Genomic DNA, 19,089 nt, shown 5'->3' on the forward strand with positions numbered 1-19,089 from the left:
CAACCATTGGCGAACGGGAAAAAGGAAGAGCAATGCAGGAATCAATTAGACAACAAGACCGATGAGGAGGGCAACGTCCTGGAGCGCGTCCAGTGTCTCCTGCGGGAGGCCCCGACGAAGCGCATCGATAAGAAGAAGGCTCGGTCGGCTATCTCGCCTAACGTGGTGCATAGCTTGGACGCCGCGCACCTCCAGCGGGTCGCGGTCATGGCGGGGGAGGAGGGTATCATCCACTTCCAGTTCATCCATGACAGCTTCGCAACTCACGCGGGCCGGACCGCTCGGTTCTTCCGTATCATCCGTGAGGCCTTCGTGGAGCAGTATGAGACCTACTGCCCCTTTGAGGCCCTGACGGAATACGCCAACTCTGCCCTGTCCGCAGAGGGCCAGGAGAAGCTCGCCGCCCTTGCGATCCCGGAGCGCGGCACCCTGGATTTGCGTGAGGTCCTGGAGTCCCAGTACGCCTTTGCCTAGAATGTCTGCAAATACGGAAAATCCGCCAATGCGGTATTAGTACGGACTTATGCATAACCGTCCCACGGCCATGCACCTCCTTTGCTTACCTGACCCGTAGAAGCCCTCACCGGCCTCTGCGGGTTTTTTCTGATCCAATTGCGGACAGTCCGCTAATACAGATTACCGGGCTGGCACCCGCCTCCCACGGAATATCCTACGCCTTTATGGCAAATAAACGACCGACTATCGACGCCACTTTCGGCCCGTTCCCGCTCTCGTTCCCGAACGTGACCGAACCGGACGACAAGTATGACGTGTACACCGCTAACGGTGTCGATGATCCGAACAGCGCCGCGATGAAAGCCGCCAAGGCAATCCTCGCCGACGCCATGAAGACCTTCAAGCTCGACAGTGACGCCAAGCTCCCGCTGGTCAAAGAGATGACCAAGGACCCGAACGCACCCGCCACGGCCAAGAAGCCGAAGAAGGTTGCGACCGGCAAGCTCGTACTGAAGAGCAAGAGCAAGCGCCCGCCTGCCGTGTTCGACAGTCAGGGCCGCGAGATCAACCCTAAGGGCCTGGAGATCAAGGGCGGCACGCTCGCTCGTGTCCAGGGCTTCCTGTCCCCGTACGAAATGACCGAGAAGGTCAAGGACTCGGACGGCAACATCGAAGAAGTGACCGTCTCGGGCATCTCCTTCACGCTCACCGGGGTCCAGATCATCCGCCTCGCCAAGGGCTTCGGCTCCAAGGGCTTCGACGCCTACGATGGCGACGACGGCGATGGCTGGACCATGAGCGACGAAGACGCCGCAGGCCTGAACATCGGCGACGATGGTGACGCTGGCGACGATCAGCCCGAGGATGATGGTGGCGTCCTCGACATTTAAGGGTCGAGTGAAGCTCCACGGCCGCTCGGGCCTCGAAGATAAGACGATGGCGGACCTCGCAGAGCGCGGGGTCCCCTTCCGATACGAAGAGGTCCGGGTTTCCTACGAGAAGCCCGCGAGCTCCCACAAGTACACCCCCGATTTCATCCTGCCCAATGGCGTCATCGTCGAGACCAAAGGCCTCTTCGATAGCGACGATCGCAAGAAGCATGAGCTGATCCGGAAGCAACACCCGGCTCTCGACATTCGCTTCGTCTTCTCCCGGTCTGCCTCGCCGATCCGCAAAGGCTCCAAGACCACCTACGGGTCCTGGTGCGCCAAGCTGGGCATCCCCTACGCCGACAAGGCTATCCCTCAAGCGTGGATCGACGAACCCGACGACCCCGCGAGACATGCCGCAATTTCCAACGCATCCGCCTGAGGTCCCTCAGGGGCTTTCGGGCCCCAAAGGACCCCCGATGACGACACGTATTTTCCAGTGGCCCGCAGGCCGCAAGACGACCAAGCGACCCTCCACGGACTTCATTGTCGTCCATTGCTCCGCGACCCGCGAAGGGCAGACCTACGACGCCACGAATATCGACCGCTGGCACTTGAACCAAGGCTGGGCGGGCATCGGCTATCACTACGTCGTCCACCTGGACGGGTCGATCGAAACCGGGCGTCCCGAGGATGCCGTGGGGTCCCATGTGGCTGGCTACAACTCGCGGGCCCTTGGGGTCGTGTACATCGGCGGCCTCGCTGCGGACGGCAAGACGGCCAAGGACACCCGCACCCCGGAACAGAAGGACGCGCTGGTCCAACTCCTGCGCCACCTCAAGGCCAAGCACCCCAAGGCCATCATCCAGGGCCACCGAGATTTCCCCAAGGTCGCCAAGGCCTGCCCCTCATTCGACGCCAAGCGCGAATACGCCACCCTCTAATAGGACCGACGACCATGCCCCAACTGACTCCCCGCGCCAAAGAGGTCCTGGACTATCTCCAGACCAAGGGCACCGCATCGCCTCGCGAGGCCTTGCTGGACATCGACATCAACAGCGGCTCCTTCACCCGCCGCATCACCGAGCTCCGGGACGCCGGCTACCGCATCTCTTCGGAGACGAAGAAGCATCCGGTGAGTGGCCGCCTGTACAAGGTGTACACGTACGGGGCCCACAAGTGACCGACACGGCCGCCCACAAGTCCCACGCGAAGCTGAAGAAGTCGCCGCTGGAGGCGCTCAAGGACGCCGCCGCTTCCTTCGTGAAGGCCGCGAACGCCTATGCGGAGTCGGAAGAGGGCCGCACGGTCCACACCGTCACCCTTGAGGACTTCCGTGTCCTCTACCAGGGCGAGCAGCTCTATTCGCTGACCCGCCGCTGACCCCTAAGGGGCCATATCGTTACCAAGTGTTTCGTTATGGCCCCTTTTTATCAAGAAAAGTCGCTAGGCGTTGGCCGATCCGGCATTTCAATATCTTTGGCCCAGCCAATTAGTGAGGGTTCCTCGCCGTCTCCCACAACTCCCGGCACTTGCATGACAAGTTCAAATTCAAAGAACCGCGCTTTCTCCTCAATAAGGATGGAAAACTTGTCTCCGGTTTTAATAGGCAATGCGAAGAGTAAATCCCGCTTCTCATCCAGGTTGTTATTGAACACTACTCTAATGCGTACGGTCATCGTTTTTCCCTAAAGCTTCACGCCGGCCCTTTGCGGTTATTGGCCCCGCGCGGCTCGGATGGACATTACGGCATCCATTGCTTCAATCCGACCGCTCTGGCGCACTTCCTTATCCGCTGCCGCCATTGGAAGTTCCATAAGGCTTGGGCGGAGACCTCGGAGTTCGCCCGACGCTAGGAACGTGAAGGCCTCGCAACGGCTGACGGCGACAGACGCGATCGTCCCCGCGCTCTCGCCGGAGGGCTCCAAGCGTGCCACCTCCTTGTGTAGACATTCGTTGTACGCCGCGATCCCCGAGAAGGATGAGGCCGCAGCCAGTATAATCAAGACCATAGGTTCCCCTTTTGGCGAACCATAGCATCGACCTTCCGATGGCTCCAGCGGGTTTACCTCCTTTACCGCTGGGGCTTTCAGAGGGCCGCACGGCTCTAATCCTAAACCTCCCTCCGTATCCAACCCCGCCCGGTTCAACTCCGGGGGCTCCTTAGTGCCTGCATAGGTGGCCGGGAGAGCGGGAAGGGGAGGACACCTAATCCCGAGTACCTCCATGAACGAACGCGAGCGCGATGACAGCGCCTTCGTGGGCCATGAGTCCTGCCCTGTGTGCGGCTCCCGCGACAACGCGGCCCGCTACGCCTCTGGGCGGCTCTACTGCCACGGCTGCCAAAAGACCATCGAGTGGCCGGACGACGACCCCGACAACCCCCGGCCTGCCCGATCGGCGGCCTCCAGGACCCGAATGACTGAACCTTACGACGCTCTCCCCTCCGACGTGGGGGATGAGAAGCTGACCCGTGCCTACGGTATCTCGACGGCCACCCGCCGCGCCCTCGGAATGGGGCTGGTCTCCATGGGTGTGTCCCACTTGGGGGTCGATTATCCCCGCAAGGCTTGCATGGCCTTCGACTACCGGCTTCCGGACGGGACCCTCTGGGGCCAGAAGATCCGATACAAGCTGCCGGAGGATGCGGAGGACGACAAAACGTTCCGCTTTCCCCACGCCAAGGGCTCCAAGGCTCCACCGCTCTGGCTGATGCACAAGTGGACCCAAGGGACCGATCGGCGCTCGCTGACCGTCTGGGAAGGCGAGGGCGACTGCGCGGCCTACTATGAGGTCACAGGCGGCAAGTACCCATGCGTCTCACTCCCCAACGGTGCCAAGGGTGCCGAAGAGTCCATCCGCGCTTGGTACGACTGGCTCAACCAATTCGATAAGATCGTACTGGTCTTCGACGGGGACGCAACGGGCCGCGAGTGGGCCAAGAGGGCCGCAGCGCTCCTTCCTCCCGGCAAGGCCTTCATTGGCGAGGTGCCGGGGTACAAGGACGCCCGCGAGGCTCTCATGGCGGACGACCCTAAGGCCATCCAACAGGCCTTTTGGAATTGCTCGCAGTACAAGCCGGACGGCATCTTCCGCGTCTCGGACCTGATCGACAAGGCCCGCGCTCCGGTGAACATGGGGTTCCCCTGGTGGAGCCCTACGCTGACCAAGTGGACCTTCGGCCGCCGCGCTGGCGAGCTGTACACGCTTGGGGCCGGCAACAGCATCGGCAAGACCGACTGGACGACGCAGTCCATCGCCTATGACGCCTTGGTCCTCGGGATCATGACGGCCGTCATTTACCTTGAGCAGCCCCCCGTGGAGACCCTCAAGCGCCTCGCCGGCAAGTTCGCGGGCAAGCCCTTCCATATTCCCATGGAGGCTCTCGACGAACACGAGCGGTACACCCAAGAGGAGCTCGACGCCGCGCTAGATGCCCTGGAGGCCTCACCGAACCTGATATTCGGCGGGGACTTCGCGTCTACCGAATGGGCCGACGTGGAAGCCAAAATCCGCTATCTCGTGATTTCTCACGGGGTAAAGATCGTCTACCTCGACAACCTCACGGCGCTGGTGGACGAAACCAACGAACGCGCGTCCGTCGAAGGCATTATCAAGGCCATGGCGCTCCTCTGTCAGGAGCTCCAAATCAACATCATCCTCCTTTGCCACTTGGCGACCCCGGACGGGAAACCGCACGAGGAAGGGGGCAATGTCAGCCTGAAGCACTTCAAGGGCTCCCGCGCCATGGGAGCGTGGCCGCACTACGCTTTCGGCCTGGAGCGGAACACTCAGCACTCGGACCCCGAGATGCGCAATTATTCCACGTTCCGTTGCGTGAAGGACCGATACACGGGCCGCGCCAACGGCAACACAATGTGCCTCCGCTTCGTGCGGGAGACCGGGCAGCTTGTCGAAAGCGAGTTCCCGGAAGGCTACACCGACGAAGCGAACAGCAAGGGCCCCCGTGGGGGCTCCCCCGGCTTCGACGCCTATACTGAGGAAGACGCCAAAGCTCTCGGGATTTAGACCGGGTAGACGGACCAGTGAAGGATGCGAGTAACAGCAGCCCCAGAGCCAATCGTGTAGATGACGAAGGCGAATTCGGCCGGAGCGCCGCGTACGGTGAAGTTAGGCAGCACGCCCGAGGTCCCCAACGGATTGTCAAACCCCGTGAACACGAGATTTCCGCCTACCGTGGCTGCGGATAGGGGGCCGTCCGAGAAAGTCACGTCTACAATCTTTCCGTCTACGGAAATAGCCCCGGATCGCCCGTGCGGGACGATCAACGTTCCTGAAGAATAAACGGGCTTACCATCAATCAACATCAAACGACCTCCTCTGTAGGGCCGATAGGCTCTTAGCGGGGGCGTGACATGGCGTCCAGCGAGACGCCCAGGTACATCCACATTGGACTTATTGAATACCCCTGTCTCAAGGGGCCGCTACGTCTTCGACTTGGAGACCAACGGCCTCTTGGGAGAGGTCACCCGTGTACACTGCGCGGTCCTGTATGACCTCGATACGCATGAGCTTATGGGCTTCCGGCCCAAAGACCTCGGCAAGTTTCTCAAGCTCTACCGATCGGCCACGCTCCTGGTCGGCCACAACATCATCGGTTTTGACGTTCCCGTCATCGCCAAGCTGTACGGCCTGTCCCCTAATGCCGACTGCGAGCTGATCGACACGCTCCCGCTGGGCCGGCTGATCTATAGCGACATAAAGCAGGACGACTTCCCGAGGGCCAAGGCCTGGAAGAAGTACAAGCAGGCCCTGGAGGAGTGGCAGTCCCGCAATCCGGACGGCCAGTACCCCTACGCCAGTAAGGCCCCTCAGGAGTTCCCCGGCCAGTTCGTCGGGTCCCACTCGCTGGAGGCCTGGGGTTACCGCCTGGGCCACGAGAAGAAGGGCGACTACTCCAAAGAGATGAAGGCGAAGGGGCTGGACCCCTGGGCCGAGTTCAACGAAGCCATGTTTGAGTACATGCTTCAGGACGCCCGCGTAAACGTGGGCCTCTATGAGCATCTCATCGCGCAGGAAGGCTACTCGCCCCTCGCGGTTGCCCTTGAGATGGCCTGCCAAGCCCTGTGTTGCCGAATGGAGCGCAACGGGTGGCCGCTGGACGTCCGGAAGGCCGAAGAGCTCTACGCGACACTCTGCGCTCGCCGCAGGGAGCTTGAGAAAGCACTCGTGGCAGCCTTTCCGCCCTGGCGGGTCCGGCTGGAAGACTTCATCCCCAAGCGGAACAATAAGTCCAAAGGTTACCTCGCGGGCGTCCCAGTAGAACGCTGGGAAACCCGAGAGTTCAACCCGGCTTCGCGAGATCACATCGCGGACCGGCTGATCGACAAGTATGGCTGGAAGCCCACTGAGTTTACCGATGGCGGCTCCGCCAAAGTGGACGATGAGGTCCTACAGCGCCTCCCATATCCAGAAGCCAAAATCCTCGCCGAATACTTCCTGATCCAGAAACGGCTCGGGCAGGTCGGAGAGGGCAGTCAGGCCTGGCTAAAGCAAGTCAGCAAGAAAGGTCGGATACATGCACGCTACAACAGCAACGGCGCTCTCACGGGCCGCGCGACACATAGCAGCCCCAATATCGCCCAGGTCCCGGCTGTACGTGCGAAATATGGACGGGACTGTCGAGTTCTGTTCCATGTCCCCGCAGGCTGGACCCAACTTGGCGCAGACCAAAGCGGCCTAGAGCTTCGCTGCCTTGGCAGCTTCATGGCTGCCTTCGACGGCGGCAAATACATCGAAGTCGTTCTTCACGGTGATATCCACTGGGAGAACGCCAAGGCCCTCTTCGGCCTCCCCGAAAATACCCCCCGCTACGAAGAGTTCGACGCGGACGGTCATGGCATTGCCATCCCGAAAAACGAGAAGATGCGCGACGTCGCCAAGACGTTCATTTACGCATTTCTGTATGGGGCAGGGGATGCCAAGCTCGGCTCCATCATCGGCAAGGGCCGCAAGGCGGGCGAACAGCTCCGCGCTCGGTTCCTCAAGAAATTCCCGGCGCTCGCACGGCTCATTAAGGCTGTTAAGGCGGCAGCCGAGAAGGGCTGGCTGAAGGGCCTTGACGGCCGCAAGCTGCCCATCCGCAGCGAACACGCCGCCCTTAACACGCTCCTGCAATCGGCGGGGGCCGTCATCTGTAAGAGCTGGATCACCAAGGCCGAAAAGGCGATCATGGATGCCGGTCTCAAGGTCTCCGAGGGCCTCGGAGAGGACTGGGATGCAGACGCCGATGTCGTCATTCTCGGTTGGGTCCACGATGAGTTACAGGTCGCCGTGAGGCATGGCCTGGAAGAGCAAGTCTCCGCGATCCTGATTGAAGCCGGACGGAAAGCCGGCGACCCTTTCGCTTCGTGGAAGTGTCCCACGGACGTGGAGGTCAAGCAAGGAACCGACTGGGCAACGTGCCACTGATGCGCCCAGAGCACCTTACCGGCGCTGCCAGTGAGCATTTCGCTGCCGCTTACTTCATGTCGCGGGGCTACGAGGTTTTCTGGCCTGCAATACAGCAGGGGACGGCCGACTTCGTGGTCCGGCAAGGGCGGGATTACGGCTCCGTCCAAGTGAAGACTGCGGGATGGAATAAAGCATCCCCACCGTACTCATATCTCCAATGCCGTATCCGGCCCAATACCCCAGCAGGCGCAACACGGAAGCCTGTAGACGTCGCTGACCTTTATGCGATCGTTCACGGCTTTGACATTTGGGTCATTCCGTCTTCCGAGATTGATAGCTCAAATTTGTCGCTCGGTTCTACACGCGAGCCCCGCAAGGCCACCCGCTGGGACCAATATAAGGACAGCGTCATACAAAGTGGCTCTGCCTCCTGACATCCCCCCGGCGCTCCTTCCGGTCCTTCAACGGGCCTGGGAGCGCCCCTTCCTTACACGTTCCGATTTCGCCCGCGCCCATGCGGACGAAGTCGCCATCGCATCCTGCCTGGGCCTCCTAACGGTCCGGCACGACCCCGCAACATGGGGCCGATCGTGGCGCATTACCGCACGCGGCCTCTCCCTCTTGGCGATCCAAGAGACCCCCTGGGAGATTACCCAATGAAGTTCCCCCGTTTCTATAATCCGTTCGCTCGTATCCGCGCCCTCGTGGCCGCCAATGCCCGCCTGAAGGAGCGCAACGTCCTCATCCGTGACGACAACCGCGCCTTGCGCTCGGCCGTCCGTACCCTGCGGAATGAGCAGCGTGCCGCTGGCTTCGAGATCATCGCCCTCAGCGACAAGTGGCGCTGCCTCTACAATGACGTCGTTACCGAACTGGACGTCACCGAACAGGCGAACGAAGCGTTCATGATCGAGCGCGAGGAGCTGAAGGCCAATATCGCCCTCCGCGATGCCGTGGGCGTCCAGCTCGTGTCCTGCCTCATGGCGGCCGAACAAGTCATCACGGCCAATGATGCCTCCCTCCAGCTCGCCCAGCAGGCGAACGAAGAGCTCGCCGCCGAAATCCTGGAGCTCCGCACGGACACCCAACAGCAGGCCGGCGAGACCCTCGAAGTCGTCGGCTACGTCAAGGCCTGCGAGAGCTCCCTGGCTGCGGCCGGCATCGTCATCGTGGACACTGAAGAGAATGGCCCGCGCGTCCTGGTGGACACTCAGGTCCTCTTGGCGGCCCTCAAGGCCGGACAGGTCGGCACGCTGACCCAGGAAGCCAGCGAGGCGGCCTGATGCTCCTGCGGCTCCATCGGATCGGCGGGGCCGTAAAGCACCTCCTGACCGCTAAGGACGGCGAGACCTATACGCCCGCGCGGGTCTATTGGTGCCTCGCGGCCCTGACACAGATCGGCCTGAGCATCTGGCACACCGCCGTCCTCGGGCAGGCCTTCTCATCAACAGACTTCGGCACCGGCATGGGGCTCGTCCTCACGGCGGGCGGCCTTGGTGTCTGGATCACCAGAAAATCGGAACCCGACGAATGATCGACGTAACCAAGCCCCTAGAATTGGCCGATGGCCGCCCCGTTACCTTCAACCGTTTTGACCATGACGGGGACATCGTTGTGACTATCGCGGGTGCGGGAACCGGCCGCGTTTTTCGCCCTGACGGCGTCCATTGGCTCGAAGAGCTCCCAAACCTCCGCAACGTGGCGGAACCTGTGGCCCCCGCAGAGCCCTTCGAGTTCATCGACGTTTCGGTAGAGGTCTCCCGGACCTACACGTTCCCGACCGGAACCGTGACGATCGACAAGCCCGAGAAGCTCCATGTCAGCCCGTCACACTCGCACCGGCTGATCGACGCAGACGGCCGCTCGCATTACGTGCCCGCTGGCTGGCTGCATCTGTCCTGGACCGTGAAGCCGGGAGCGCCGCATTTCGTCGCCTAAAGTCACCTCCGACACCTACCGGCATCCCTCCGGCCATTACGGCTACCGCATCTATTTAGACGGCTCTGAAGTTATCGCTTCGGGGCCGTTTTTGTTTGAGCGGGACGCTGCGAGGACCGGGGCGCACTTTGCGGCGGACCCGAAGGCCCTGGTGGATTTCCTATCCCGCGCATGAGCAATTGCCGGATGCGGTTGCGGGCGGCGTTCGCGTTCTGAGATCGGCCTATGTCGTTTTCAGCGTGTAGCGATTTCCAGAACCACACCAGGGTCTCCCGCTCGACCCCCCAGTCCCGCAGGAACCGCATGGCCTGCACCACTTGAGCGCCAGCGCCGGAGCTCCTTCCAGCCTGATCGGCGGCCCGGTCCACAATCTCGATAGCTTCTCTCAGGTTCATCCCGCCTCTTTAGCGCGGTGAGAACAGACAAGGAACAGAAAATGCCGACGCCCTTAGTCAACTGGAAGGACGCCGCACGGTTCCTAGCGATCCCGCTGGGCACTCTCGCGCTCGCCTTCGGGGTCTACCACTTCGTCACCGGACCCCAACGGGCCCGACAGGAAGCCGCCCAGGCCTCCGCAAGTGCCACCACGTCCCAAGCCGGCATGAAGGCCGCCCAGGACGCCCTTAAAATCACCGTCGATACGCAGGCCGTCACAGGTCGCATTGACGTCGTCACCCAAGGAAACCGCGATGCAATACTTGCCGCTCCTGGCGCGACTGAAGCGCTGGGGACTGATCTTCACGACACCGGCCTTCGCGCTCTCTGCCTGCGCGACACCTACCGTCTACAACCGGCCTGCGAGCAGTTGCTCCACGCTGATCCCGTCCAGCCTCCGAGCTGACACGGACGGGGCCTCGCTGCCCCTTGACGGCTCCCAAGGCTCATGGGTCGTCTTCGGCGATGCCCAGACGGGCCAGCTCGAAAAGGCCAACGTGACCAAGCGGGCGGCCATCGAGATCGTGGAGGCCTGCGAGAAGCGGGACCAGGAAGCCGAACGGGCCATCACCGGGAAGAAACGGAAATGATTGTCTCGATAAAATTCCCGTCAGTCTGGCAGGACGCGCCCATGGGTACGCCGTTCGCCACTGTCCAGCGCTCTCAGACTGTCGAGTTTAAGCTCGGTCTAGGGCCATGCGGGAAGACCGTTACGGGACTGAAAACCGACAACGATCGGGAGTTCTTCTACATCCTCCAGTCCCATGACGACGGCACACACAAGCGGTTCATGTATCGCCTGTGTCAGATCGTCGGCCGCATCGAAGTCGAGCTGGCCGCATGAAAGCCCCGCAGTACGCCTATTCAATCGTCCTTTGCCCTGGCTGCGGAGGGAAAGGGCACAAATCCCGGCACGAGTGCACGGATTATCACCGGGGCGAGTACGACGTGGTTTTCTCCTCCTGCCAAATATGCGGCGGGGACGGGCGGCTGCGCCAGACGGTGACGACCACTTTTGAACGTCTCCAGCACCCTCAGATCACCGAATAACGAGAGTTTCCCAACATGAAGAAGTTTGTCCTGGCGGCCCTGGCGACCGTCTCCCTGTCCCTTGCTGCCTGCGGCGGAGCCCCTGAGGTGGACCCATGTCTGTCGGCTCCCGACGTGAAGCAGTGCGAGGCCACGCGGGCCGCCTCCGCGTCCGGCAATAACGACGCGCTCCTGTATGGCGTCGGCGGCTACCTCCTGGGCTCCATGATGGGCGGCGGTTCCTCGCGCTCGACCCATACGACCGTGGAGAAGCACTACTACAGCCCGCGCCCGAGCTATCGGCCGTCGTATCGTGCCCCGTCGTACGGTTCGTACAGCAGCCGCTCGACCTTCCGCAGCTCCTTCGGTCGCCGCCGCTTCTGATGCTCCTGTCCTCCACGAAGAAGCGCGGCCCCTCAGTGCGCTATGAGGTCCGCTACGGGGGCGGTCGGAAGCCATTCGATCGCCTGGAGGGCGAGGACCCCGAGAAGCACGCAAGGGCCTTCGCGAACCTTCAGCGGACCAAGCCGAACGGCTGGGCCCAGATAGAGCGCGTGACGACTGAGATCATCGAGAGGCGCAGCTAATGGGCGCTCTCTACCCCGGCGCTCTGTCGCTCGCCCGTCCTCCGCTTTCCACCAGCCTTATTGAAGGCGTGTACACCGTAACCCCCGGCGAGCCCCGCAAGTGCCTCCCGGCCCCCATCAATCCCAGCCCGGAAACCAAGCCGGAGCCCCTGCGCCAGACTGAGACATCCGGATAGGATTTTTCCTCTTTCCTACAGGTGCGGATAGAACATAATGAGAACAAACGATGACGACTCAGCTCCTCATAGATGCCGACTTTGTGCTCTATCGCGCCTGCGCGGGTGCCCAGCGGGAACACGTTTGGCCGAACGATGCGGGCCAGAAGGTCCACACAATTTCCGCGAGTTACGATGAAGCCCTAGAAAAGTTTGAAGGGTCTGTGAGCTCCTACATGGGCAAGCTCTTCGCCGATGAAGCGATCCTGATTTTCAGCGGGGACGCCAACTTTCGCAAGGATGTCTGGCCGCTCTACAAGGCGGACCGTACGGCACCCAAGCCCGCCTGTTATTGGGCGATCATCGACCATCACCGGCAGGCCGGGAAGTACCGCGTGGTCTCCGAGCCGTGCCTGGAAGGTGACGATTACATCGGCATCCTGGCGACCCGCCCGAGCCCCATTCGCCGCGTCATCGTGTCCGAAGACAAGGACATGCAGACGCTCCCGAATGTGGAAATCTGGCGGCAGGAACGGCTGATCGAAACCGACGCGGACAGCGCCGATCACTTCTGGCGCTTGCAGACCCTCATGGGCGACACAACGGACGGCTACCACGGTTGCCCCGGCATCGGCCCCAAGAGTGCCGAGAAGGTCCTGGCGAAGGCCGGCGACCCCTGGGCGAACATCCTACAGGCCTACGAGGACGGCTGCCGGAAGAAACCGGAAGCGCTCGAAAAGGCCGGCGTGGAGACCCCCGAGGACCTTGCGCTCCTCAATGCGCGGCTCGCCCGCATCCTCCGACACACTGACTGGGACGGCAACGCACGGCGGCCGATCCTCTGGAGTCCTGAAGCATGACACGCCTTTATCTCGACCTCGACGGGGTCTTTGCGGACTTCGATCGGCACTATGCGGACCTGTTCGGCGATTATCATCCGGCGATCCCCGACGATGAGCTGTGGGGTAAAATCCACTCCATGCCGACATTCTTCCGGGACATGCCAGTCTGCCCCAGTGCCCAGTCCTTTTACTGGGAAGTGGACGCCGTTTGGCCTTTGGCGAGCGTAGCGGTCCTCACGGCCTGCCCTAAGTCCGCCTACGCCCATGTAGCGGGACAGAAACGCGCTTGGGTCCGTGAACACCTCTCGCCGTCCCTTACCGTCCTCCCGGTCGCCGGAGGGTCCTCCAAGCCGCTGTTCATGCACGCGCCGGGGGACATCCTGATCGACGACTTCGCCCGCAACACGACGGCCTGGGAGAAGGCCGGAGGACGCGCAATCCTGCACACCGGGGACTTTGAGGCAACCGGCACGGCCCTCAAGGCGATGCTGGAGGCGACCCCATGTTCCGCATGATCCGCGAGCGCTTCAACGCCTGGGCTCAGGACCTCGCTGACCGATTGGTGGAGCACTTCCTGGCCCTGGATGCCCCGCGATGATCGCCGGGTACGTCGCAGGGGTCTTCAGTGGCCTTGCCTTCGCTTGCGGGATCGCAGGTTTCTACATGCTCCGCAGTGTCGGGGAGGTGCCCGCATATGATCCCGCAAGTCCGCGCCCGTAATCTCGACATCGTCGCAGGCCGCCTCCGGGAGAAAGCCGAATGGCTCCGGAGGAACGGCAAGCCCCTGAAGGTCCGGGTGGGCGGCAAAGTGATGGAGCTTAACGCCCTGACCTCGCTGCACCTGGACCAGGACGCAGACGCCTTTGAGCGGGACGCCGCAAAGCTCCGCACAAATTACGCTTAACCGACAGCCCGCAACAGAGAGATGAAATGAGCTTTATGACCCAATTGAACCCTACCGACAAAGTCGAAGTGTTTACCGAGGAAGCCTGTGACGCCCTTACGGTAATCGACCTGGGCAGCGAAGTTTCCCTCTCGCAAGTGTCGGATGGCGACGACTTCCACAATGTCATCATTGGCCTTGAACAAGCAAAGGCCCTGAAGGCCTACCTGGAGAAAATTCTTGAGTAATACTATCTGCGGTTCTTGCGTCTTCCGGCAGGGCCTCCATCCTACCCGCTGCGCCTCCTGCGGCCCGGCTGGGGCCTATCAGCGCTATCAGCAGTCCACGGTCCCGCTGAAGCTGGCGGGCGACCCTGAGGCGGCCCATGTGGAAGCTGTCCCGGTCGCGCCGATCGGTCACAACGGTCCCCCCGAGCCCGTACTGGACCCCACGTTGACCCTTCCGGATGCCGACGAGCTCCGGGGTGCCTTTCCGATGGCGTCGGGGCTCCTGGACTATTTCCCGGCTGCCCTGGCTGAAGTCTCGCGGGTCTCGAAGATCGGCAACGACCAGCACAATCCCGGCATGGAAATGCACTGGGCCCGCGACAAGTCCACCGATCATGCCGATAAGATCATGCGGCACCTGACGGACCGGGGGAAGTTCGACGGCCGGGGCGTACGACATACCGCGCGGCTCGCTTGGCGGGCCCTGGCGATGCTCCAGACCGAGCTGGAGATGGAGGCGGGCTATCCGCTGTCCCGAGCGTCTGTAGGGGCTCCTCCGGGGTTCCTTGGGGCTACCGCATGAAGCCTCGCACGTTCGGCCCGCTGTCATATTACCGATCGACCGACATGGACCGAACGGTCACCCTCATGCACCACCTGAAGCTCTCCGCAGGGCGCTTCCGCTTGGAGTTCGGTTTCCAGACGCAAGCCTCCGTGGATCGTATAAAGCGGCAGGACGCCTACGCGGCCCTACGCAAGAAGGCGGTGGAGGCGTGGTCTCCTCATACCGTCGAGTGGACGCTGGAAGATCATTGGCACGAGGGCGGGACATTCGTGACCGCTACGGCTCTCCTCCAGCGGATAGTGGACGGCGCGATAGCGAACCCCTGGCCCGACGAGGGCGATGCAGGGTGACCTATTCGCGGCCTCTCCGGCTCCCGCTTGGGGCGCTCCTGAGGAAGTAGAGCGCCGCCGCCGTATCCGGGTGGCCGTGTGGGCGTACGCCTATGAGGTCCTAGACGTCTCCCTGGTCTCCGACGAGACCTTTGACCGGGAATGTCAGGCCGTGGACCCGAGCGTCTCCACCGGCCACCCTAAGCTCGACAAGTTCTTCCGGGACCAGTTCGCCGACTATACCGGCCAATGGGTCCACAAGCATCCTGAGAAGGCCAAGCTGGCGGCCCTCACGAAACGCATAATCTCCAACCGCAACAGAAAGGGCCCCGAGCCTTGAATAAGCGATTTATCACGGCCATGGCGGCCGTACTCATCATCACGTCAGTACTAGGTCTCCTCGCTGGCCTGATCGCGATCTTCCCGATCTTCCTGGGCGTCATCACCTATCGCTATGCGAAGCGGGCTGTCCTGCGGGCCCTTGTGGCCGTACAGGCCAACCGCAAGCTGATCGGTCGCCGCGCCTTTGTGCTGGCAGCCGGCCCGTTCCTGGTGCCCATGTCTGTGATCGCCAACGCCGCCGTTGCCTTCTACCGTGAGGCCCGCGACTGCGCCCGCGATAACTGGCGTGGCGTCAAGCGCTACTGGTCGGCCGCGTACGCCTAAGAATTGCCCTCGGGTCTCCTCACGGGGGCTCGGGGGTATTTTCTCGACCGTGTACACACTTAGGCAAATAAAAAGGGCCACTGAGTTTCCCCGGTGGCCCTTTGAGTATTTCAAAGCGGTTGATCTAGCAGCTTGGCAAGGTCCTCGCGACTGAGGACCAGGGAGTGGGTCTCCCCTTCATGTTCCTGGAAGACAATAAACAATCCTTCTCCCATACATTCCGCGTACCCGTCCTCAAGTTCGACCTTTAGCAGGGCCTCCTTAACGGTCGGGTCGGCCTCTATTCTTTCCTGTCTCATTCCAGTTAGTCCCAAAAGCGCAGTCGCTCATTTTGCTTTTATCCTGGACCGGGCCTGGGCGATCGCCTCTGAGAGGCCATTTAGGACGCCTTCGTATTCGTCTTTAAGTTCCTGCCAGTGGCGATCGCCTGGACGCCATCCGTCGCTGAGTGCCTCAAGGGCAATCTGGACGGGACCAGGGATTACAACGTCCCCGGACTCCCAGCGGGCTACCGTACGTTTCCCGTGGGCTCCGAGACGCAGGAGAGTGCCTAGGGCTTGCTGAGACATCCCTATGCCTTCGCGTATTTCTCTAGCACGTTCGGCTGTCATACTTGGCGGGGTCATTCCGAACCTCGCGAATACTTCAGCGTCCGTGCAGATACTACGCGATAACTCTCCGATTGCTGGCGGACGACTAACGATTTTCTGATGATGCCGCGCGACACTGAGACCCCCCACTTGGAAGGCCTGACTATAAACTATGTCCTTCAAATCCCGCGAACACTCCAGTTAATCGCTAAGCCAACCGCCGTGGCCTTGGGGGACAAATTAGCATCCCCCGTGGCCCGTGTGGCGGGCGTTAAGCCCTCAAAATTAACAAGGATTGATCTTTCCTCCTTCCGCCTGTCGCTCTATTCGCTCACTTCATCGCATATCATAAATCAGGGAGGGGACAATGTGCCCCCTCATGCTCTCCTTTGTGCTGTCATTCTGCCCGCTCTAGGTGTCCCTCGCAAGTGTCATCGGGGCACCGCAGGGTCCGCCCTTCGATATGCTTGGCCGTCACGCGGGCCTGCCACTCGCACATGCTGCAAGAGACCTTGAGATACCGCGTGGTCTGGGTTTTCTTCCCTCCGGCCAACGACATGTCCTTGAGGTTCGCGCCGGGGAGAGGCCCAAGGGCCGCAAGGATCGGATCGGCCCACGAGTGCCATTCGGGCCCAGCGACGGTCGCCGTAGCTTTCCCGGTGAGGCCTAGGCGCTTCATGGTCACCCGGAACTTGGGCCCGTGTCCCTCTTCGTTCCCTAGGGCCGCGTGGATTAGCTCGTGGGTGAGTACGTCCGCCACTCGGGCGCTGTCGGATTGGAGGGTAGGGCGGATGAAAATCTCCACGGCCCCATCCTCGCTCGCGAAGTCTGCCCAACACTCGCCGATGACCTTGGACCGGATGCCCTTGCTCGGGTGGCCGACAGAGACCCGGATGGCCTCGGGGAGCTTCGCGCCCACATCCTTGAACTTAGGGCGGGCGGCGTTCGTGAAGGCTTGGAGCCATGCTTCGCGGGTGCGTTCGTTCGTCATGCTGTGGCCTCCTGTCTGGCTGGCGTCTCATTGAACCCGCGTAACCAGGCCAAACGGGTCTCATAGTTCCGATAGGGGTTCTGTTTGATCGTGTGTCCGGCCTCGCGGGCCTTGCGGCCCCATTGGCGGGCCATGAAGCGCTCTAGGGCCTCGGTCATCGTGCGGGGTTCCTCGTGAATGTCTGGGGGCTCTGGGCCGATCTTCTGGCCGTGATGGTCCCGGCTACTCTTCTCGCCGTGCCGATGGACGGGCAGAGACGGCGAGGGACTGGAGGGGGCTTGGGTGCCGTCATTGGTCTAGCCCCAGCTTCTTCATGAGTTTTGGCCACTCCTTAGCCTCGGCGGCTTGCATCGCCTCTCTGTGGGCCTGGAGCTGATCGTCGGCCCATTGGTTGAAGGCGCGGCGCTCCGCTGCCTGCCGGTCCTCCAGCTTCGTCCGTTTGGCCTCTATCCGGGCCATCACGCGCCGGTAGGCGACATTGTTGCGCTGGTAAGCTCTGTCCGCCGCCGCCCTATATTCGGGCGTGCCCTGTATCGCTTTCATATCCATGCCTCAGTCCTCTCCGGCCAGACGAAACCAGCGGACCAGCGAGAGCTCCCGCCGCCCCATGTCGTATTTGATCTTCGTGACGTAGCGGACGCCCGCTTCCCTCGGGAAACCCCGTGAGGTCGCCTCGGCCTTTTCGTATTCCGTCAGTTCCGACCAGCGGCACGGAGAGCACTCGTTGGCGGCCACGCGGGCCAGTAGGCCGACCATGTGGGCTGAGAGGGACTTGGCGGACCCCAAGGCGTCCTCGCGGTCGTCTGTGTAATAGCTGGTCCGCTCTTGGTGCGTCTCGCAGCGCGTGCGGCCCCACTCGGGCTTAGCGGCCTGTATGGTGGCCATGGTGTAGGCCACGCGGTATTCGCCATCCTCGGTCCGGGTGATGGTCATGTGCGGCAGTGCCTTGACGGCCGCGTAAAGGTCTCTTTGGGTCATGGTGCCCATGATGATTGCTCCTCAGGTTTCAGCGTGATATTGAGGAGAGGCCCCCGACCGACCCGATTAGGATCGGCCGGAGGTTTCAGCTTAGCTTTCCTTCAGGATCGCTAGGACGGTGGCGATTATCTTGGCGGAGGTCGCCACCATTCCAGCCCAGTGTAACCACCGAGCCAGTTGCCTTTGCTTCAGTCTCATTCGAGACCCTCTCGTTACCTAGCAGAGCGCTAGGCAGCTATCCGACCATCGGGCCGGATGGGTTCCACTCAGTCACAGAGCGGGCTGGAAGGGCGGCGCTAGGTCGCCCCTCGGGTCCGATCAGTTACCAAGCGCCGCTGCGCCACCATGCGATGAACATGCGGTCCTGAAGGTGTTGCCTCCAGCGCCGAACGTGGGCGTCATGGTCGGTCATGCTGCCATCTCCTTTTGAAATTCTGCCTGTGTCACCTTCACCTTGGCCCATGTGGCCCTGACGGCCCGTTCGGCTTCCCGTGAGGGCTGCACCAAGGCACGGCGGGCGGCTGCGGCGTCTTCCTGCATTGCAGCCATCATGCGGCTACGTGCTGCCTGTTGAGCGTCTGTCATCGTTCTTCCTCCTCTCAGTTGCCGGAAGGCCCTCGCAGGCCCTCGGGAAACTGGCGGGACACTAAGGCCCCGCCCGGTTTCGCTTTGTCTCACAATGTCAAAGAGCCGATGGAGAGAGCCGGCTAGGAGGACATTTTGTCCGCTTCGCGTCCCTCTCTGAGAACGCTTATGTCACCATGTGTACACGTCCGCAAGCGCTTATCGTCCGCAAATGCAGAATGTCCGTAATCGGGTCTTTTTGTGTCTTTCAGGACACAGTAGGGTCATGCTGGAGGCTTGCCGGTCCAGTGGGTGAGGGCGGCGAGGGGATCGTGCGGGGACGGTGAGGGGCCTTGAGAGACTGCGAGGGCCTTAGGTCCCTCGGCCCATACGCGTAGGGGTCATGCCTTTCTGAAACCCAAACACTGCGCCCCTAATGTCTGTGTGTACACGCTATGAGACCGGCTGATCCCTGTCCAATGCCTAATGGCTGGAGGGGTGGGGGATGGCGTACCGGCTTCAGCATCCGGTGACAGGCCGCAGAAAACCTAGGGTTTCGGCAGGGTGGGGG

Annotated in this window: 30 protein-coding genes; 22 read left to right on the forward strand and 8 right to left on the reverse strand. The window is 61.9% G+C overall.

Annotated features, from left to right (window positions below; genetic code table 11):
* From AX724_RS09290 to AX724_RS09315, 6 genes are all read left to right on the forward strand, one after another.
* Window positions 1–474, forward strand: a 474-nt coding sequence (locus tag AX724_RS09290; protein WP_197421531.1) for a DNA-directed RNA polymerase, incomplete at its 5' end; no start/stop codon positions are given.
* 206 nt (window positions 475–680) lie between these two features.
* Window positions 681–1,346, forward strand: coding sequence for a DUF2815 family protein (locus AX724_RS09295; RefSeq protein ID WP_066765622.1), 666 nt, complete (start codon window positions 681–683; stop codon window positions 1,344–1,346).
* Window positions 1,291–1,767, forward strand: a complete 477-nt coding sequence (locus tag AX724_RS09300) for a hypothetical protein (RefSeq protein WP_197421532.1) — start codon at window positions 1,291–1,293, stop codon at window positions 1,765–1,767. Before AX724_RS09295 ends, AX724_RS09300 begins: the two co-directional genes overlap by 56 nt.
* A 37-nt stretch (window positions 1,768–1,804) precedes the next feature.
* On the forward strand, window positions 1,805–2,269 hold the full coding sequence (locus AX724_RS09305; protein WP_082733473.1) for an N-acetylmuramoyl-L-alanine amidase: 465 nt from the start codon (window positions 1,805–1,807) through the stop codon (window positions 2,267–2,269).
* Between the two features lie 14 nt (window positions 2,270–2,283).
* Entirely contained in the window at window positions 2,284–2,508 is a 225-nt protein-coding gene (locus AX724_RS09310) for a helix-turn-helix domain-containing protein (protein ID WP_066765626.1), read from the forward strand.
* A complete protein-coding gene (locus AX724_RS09315) occupies window positions 2,505–2,708 on the forward strand; it encodes a hypothetical protein (protein WP_066765631.1) in 204 nt (67 codons plus the stop codon). The genes AX724_RS09310 and AX724_RS09315 overlap by 4 nt, the downstream gene beginning before the upstream one ends.
* A 50-nt stretch (window positions 2,709–2,758) precedes the next feature.
* Here the strand turns inward: AX724_RS09315 and AX724_RS09320 are convergent, their stop codons facing one another.
* Window positions 2,759–3,004, reverse strand: a complete 246-nt coding sequence (locus AX724_RS09320; RefSeq protein WP_066765637.1) for a hypothetical protein — start codon at window positions 3,002–3,004, stop codon at window positions 2,759–2,761.
* A gap of 547 nt (window positions 3,005–3,551) precedes the next feature.
* Here AX724_RS09320 and AX724_RS09330 point away from each other — a divergent pair.
* Window positions 3,552–5,354 carry a DnaB-like helicase C-terminal domain-containing protein gene (locus AX724_RS09330; RefSeq protein ID WP_066765644.1) on the forward strand — a complete coding sequence of 601 codons (1,803 nt, stop codon included), beginning with the start codon at window positions 3,552–3,554 and terminating at the stop codon, window positions 5,352–5,354.
* Here AX724_RS09330 and AX724_RS09335 read toward each other — a convergent pair.
* Window positions 5,351–5,653, reverse strand: a complete 303-nt coding sequence (locus tag AX724_RS09335; RefSeq protein ID WP_066765648.1) for a hypothetical protein — start codon at window positions 5,651–5,653, stop codon at window positions 5,351–5,353. The two genes, AX724_RS09330 and AX724_RS09335, sit on opposite strands and share 4 nt — an antisense overlap.
* Before the next feature lie 130 nt (window positions 5,654–5,783).
* Here AX724_RS09335 and AX724_RS09340 point away from each other — a divergent pair, with 130 nt between their 5' ends.
* The 4 genes from AX724_RS09340 (at window position 5,784) to AX724_RS09360 (ending at window position 9,677) form a co-directional block, all read left to right on the forward strand.
* On the forward strand, window positions 5,784–7,757 hold the full coding sequence (locus AX724_RS09340) for a DNA polymerase (protein WP_066765651.1): 1,974 nt from the start codon (window positions 5,784–5,786) through the stop codon (window positions 7,755–7,757).
* Between the two features lie 638 nt (window positions 7,758–8,395).
* The gene (locus AX724_RS09350) at window positions 8,396–9,022 is read left to right on the forward strand and encodes a hypothetical protein (protein WP_066765654.1); all 627 of its coding nucleotides are present in this window, start codon (window positions 8,396–8,398) and stop codon (window positions 9,020–9,022) included.
* Window positions 9,022–9,273 (forward strand): hypothetical protein, encoded by a 252-nt coding sequence (locus AX724_RS09355; RefSeq protein WP_066765655.1) that lies wholly within the window; start codon window positions 9,022–9,024, stop codon window positions 9,271–9,273. Before AX724_RS09350 ends, AX724_RS09355 begins: the two co-directional genes overlap by 1 nt.
* Window positions 9,270–9,677 (forward strand): hypothetical protein, encoded by a 408-nt coding sequence (locus AX724_RS09360; protein ID WP_066765656.1) that lies wholly within the window; start codon window positions 9,270–9,272, stop codon window positions 9,675–9,677. Before AX724_RS09355 ends, AX724_RS09360 begins: the two co-directional genes overlap by 4 nt.
* Before the next feature lie 478 nt (window positions 9,678–10,155).
* Here the strand turns inward: AX724_RS09360 and AX724_RS24000 are convergent, their stop codons facing one another.
* Window positions 10,156–10,356, reverse strand: a complete 201-nt coding sequence (locus AX724_RS24000) for a hypothetical protein (protein ID WP_197421533.1) — start codon at window positions 10,354–10,356, stop codon at window positions 10,156–10,158.
* Window positions 10,357–10,366: 10 nt separating this feature from the next.
* Here AX724_RS24000 and AX724_RS23325 point away from each other — a divergent pair, with 10 nt between their 5' ends.
* The 11 genes from AX724_RS23325 to AX724_RS09425 all read left to right on the forward strand — a co-directional run bounded on the left by AX724_RS23325 (window position 10,367) and on the right by AX724_RS09425 (window position 15,395).
* Entirely contained in the window at window positions 10,367–10,702 is a 336-nt protein-coding gene (locus tag AX724_RS23325; RefSeq protein WP_156448036.1) for a hypothetical protein, read from the forward strand.
* Window positions 10,699–10,956: a hypothetical protein gene (locus AX724_RS09375; RefSeq protein WP_066765661.1), complete on the forward strand. Its 258-nt coding sequence runs from the start codon at window positions 10,699–10,701 to the stop codon at window positions 10,954–10,956. Before AX724_RS23325 ends, AX724_RS09375 begins: the two co-directional genes overlap by 4 nt.
* 221 nt (window positions 10,957–11,177) lie before the next feature.
* Entirely contained in the window at window positions 11,178–11,525 is a 348-nt protein-coding gene (locus tag AX724_RS09380; protein WP_066765662.1) for a hypothetical protein, read from the forward strand.
* A 429-nt stretch (window positions 11,526–11,954) separates the two neighbouring features.
* Window positions 11,955–12,743: a 5'-3' exonuclease H3TH domain-containing protein gene (locus AX724_RS09390; protein WP_066765667.1), complete on the forward strand. Its 789-nt coding sequence runs from the start codon at window positions 11,955–11,957 to the stop codon at window positions 12,741–12,743.
* Window positions 12,740–13,240 carry a hypothetical protein gene (locus tag AX724_RS09395; RefSeq protein WP_066765669.1) on the forward strand — a complete coding sequence of 167 codons (501 nt, stop codon included), beginning with the start codon at window positions 12,740–12,742 and terminating at the stop codon, window positions 13,238–13,240. Before AX724_RS09390 ends, AX724_RS09395 begins: the two co-directional genes overlap by 4 nt.
* 179 nt (window positions 13,241–13,419) lie before the next feature.
* Window positions 13,420–13,629: a hypothetical protein gene (locus AX724_RS09400; RefSeq protein ID WP_066765671.1), complete on the forward strand. Its 210-nt coding sequence runs from the start codon at window positions 13,420–13,422 to the stop codon at window positions 13,627–13,629.
* Between the two features lie 26 nt (window positions 13,630–13,655).
* The gene (locus tag AX724_RS09405) at window positions 13,656–13,856 is read left to right on the forward strand and encodes a hypothetical protein (RefSeq protein ID WP_066765673.1); all 201 of its coding nucleotides are present in this window, start codon (window positions 13,656–13,658) and stop codon (window positions 13,854–13,856) included.
* Window positions 13,849–14,418, forward strand: coding sequence for a dATP/dGTP diphosphohydrolase domain-containing protein (locus tag AX724_RS09410; RefSeq protein WP_066765677.1), 570 nt, complete (start codon window positions 13,849–13,851; stop codon window positions 14,416–14,418). The genes AX724_RS09405 and AX724_RS09410 overlap by 8 nt, the downstream gene beginning before the upstream one ends.
* Window positions 14,415–14,750 carry a hypothetical protein gene (locus AX724_RS09415; protein ID WP_066765679.1) on the forward strand — a complete coding sequence of 112 codons (336 nt, stop codon included), beginning with the start codon at window positions 14,415–14,417 and terminating at the stop codon, window positions 14,748–14,750. The genes AX724_RS09410 and AX724_RS09415 overlap by 4 nt, the downstream gene beginning before the upstream one ends.
* Window positions 14,740–15,069 (forward strand): DNA ligase LigA-related protein, encoded by a 330-nt coding sequence (locus AX724_RS24005; RefSeq protein ID WP_066765681.1) that lies wholly within the window; start codon window positions 14,740–14,742, stop codon window positions 15,067–15,069. Before AX724_RS09415 ends, AX724_RS24005 begins: the two co-directional genes overlap by 11 nt.
* Window positions 15,070–15,089: 20 nt before the next feature.
* Window positions 15,090–15,395 (forward strand): hypothetical protein, encoded by a 306-nt coding sequence (locus AX724_RS09425; protein ID WP_066765683.1) that lies wholly within the window; start codon window positions 15,090–15,092, stop codon window positions 15,393–15,395.
* Between the two features lie 987 nt (window positions 15,396–16,382).
* Here AX724_RS09425 and AX724_RS09440 read toward each other — a convergent pair.
* The 5 genes from AX724_RS09440 to AX724_RS23330 all read right to left on the reverse strand — a co-directional run bounded on the left by AX724_RS09440 (window position 16,383) and on the right by AX724_RS23330 (window position 18,539).
* Window positions 16,383–16,976 carry a SprT-like domain-containing protein gene (locus tag AX724_RS09440; RefSeq protein ID WP_066765689.1) on the reverse strand — a complete coding sequence of 198 codons (594 nt, stop codon included), beginning with the start codon at window positions 16,974–16,976 and terminating at the stop codon, window positions 16,383–16,385.
* Window positions 16,973–17,134, reverse strand: coding sequence for a hypothetical protein (locus AX724_RS24455; protein WP_231736606.1), 162 nt, complete (start codon window positions 17,132–17,134; stop codon window positions 16,973–16,975). Before AX724_RS24455 ends, AX724_RS09440 begins: the two co-directional genes overlap by 4 nt.
* A 130-nt stretch (window positions 17,135–17,264) precedes the next feature.
* Window positions 17,265–17,525: a hypothetical protein gene (locus tag AX724_RS09445; protein WP_066765691.1), complete on the reverse strand. Its 261-nt coding sequence runs from the start codon at window positions 17,523–17,525 to the stop codon at window positions 17,265–17,267.
* A gap of 3 nt (window positions 17,526–17,528) precedes the next feature.
* Window positions 17,529–17,963 (reverse strand): hypothetical protein, encoded by a 435-nt coding sequence (locus AX724_RS09450; protein WP_066765692.1) that lies wholly within the window; start codon window positions 17,961–17,963, stop codon window positions 17,529–17,531.
* A 399-nt stretch (window positions 17,964–18,362) separates the two neighbouring features.
* The gene (locus tag AX724_RS23330; RefSeq protein WP_156448040.1) at window positions 18,363–18,539 is read right to left on the reverse strand and encodes a hypothetical protein; all 177 of its coding nucleotides are present in this window, start codon (window positions 18,537–18,539) and stop codon (window positions 18,363–18,365) included.
* Window positions 18,540–19,089 lie beyond the last annotated feature (550 nt).

The organism is Sphingobium sp. CCH11-B1, assembly GCF_001556865.1.
In the GTDB taxonomy this organism is placed as follows: domain Bacteria; phylum Pseudomonadota; class Alphaproteobacteria; order Sphingomonadales; family Sphingomonadaceae; genus Sphingobium.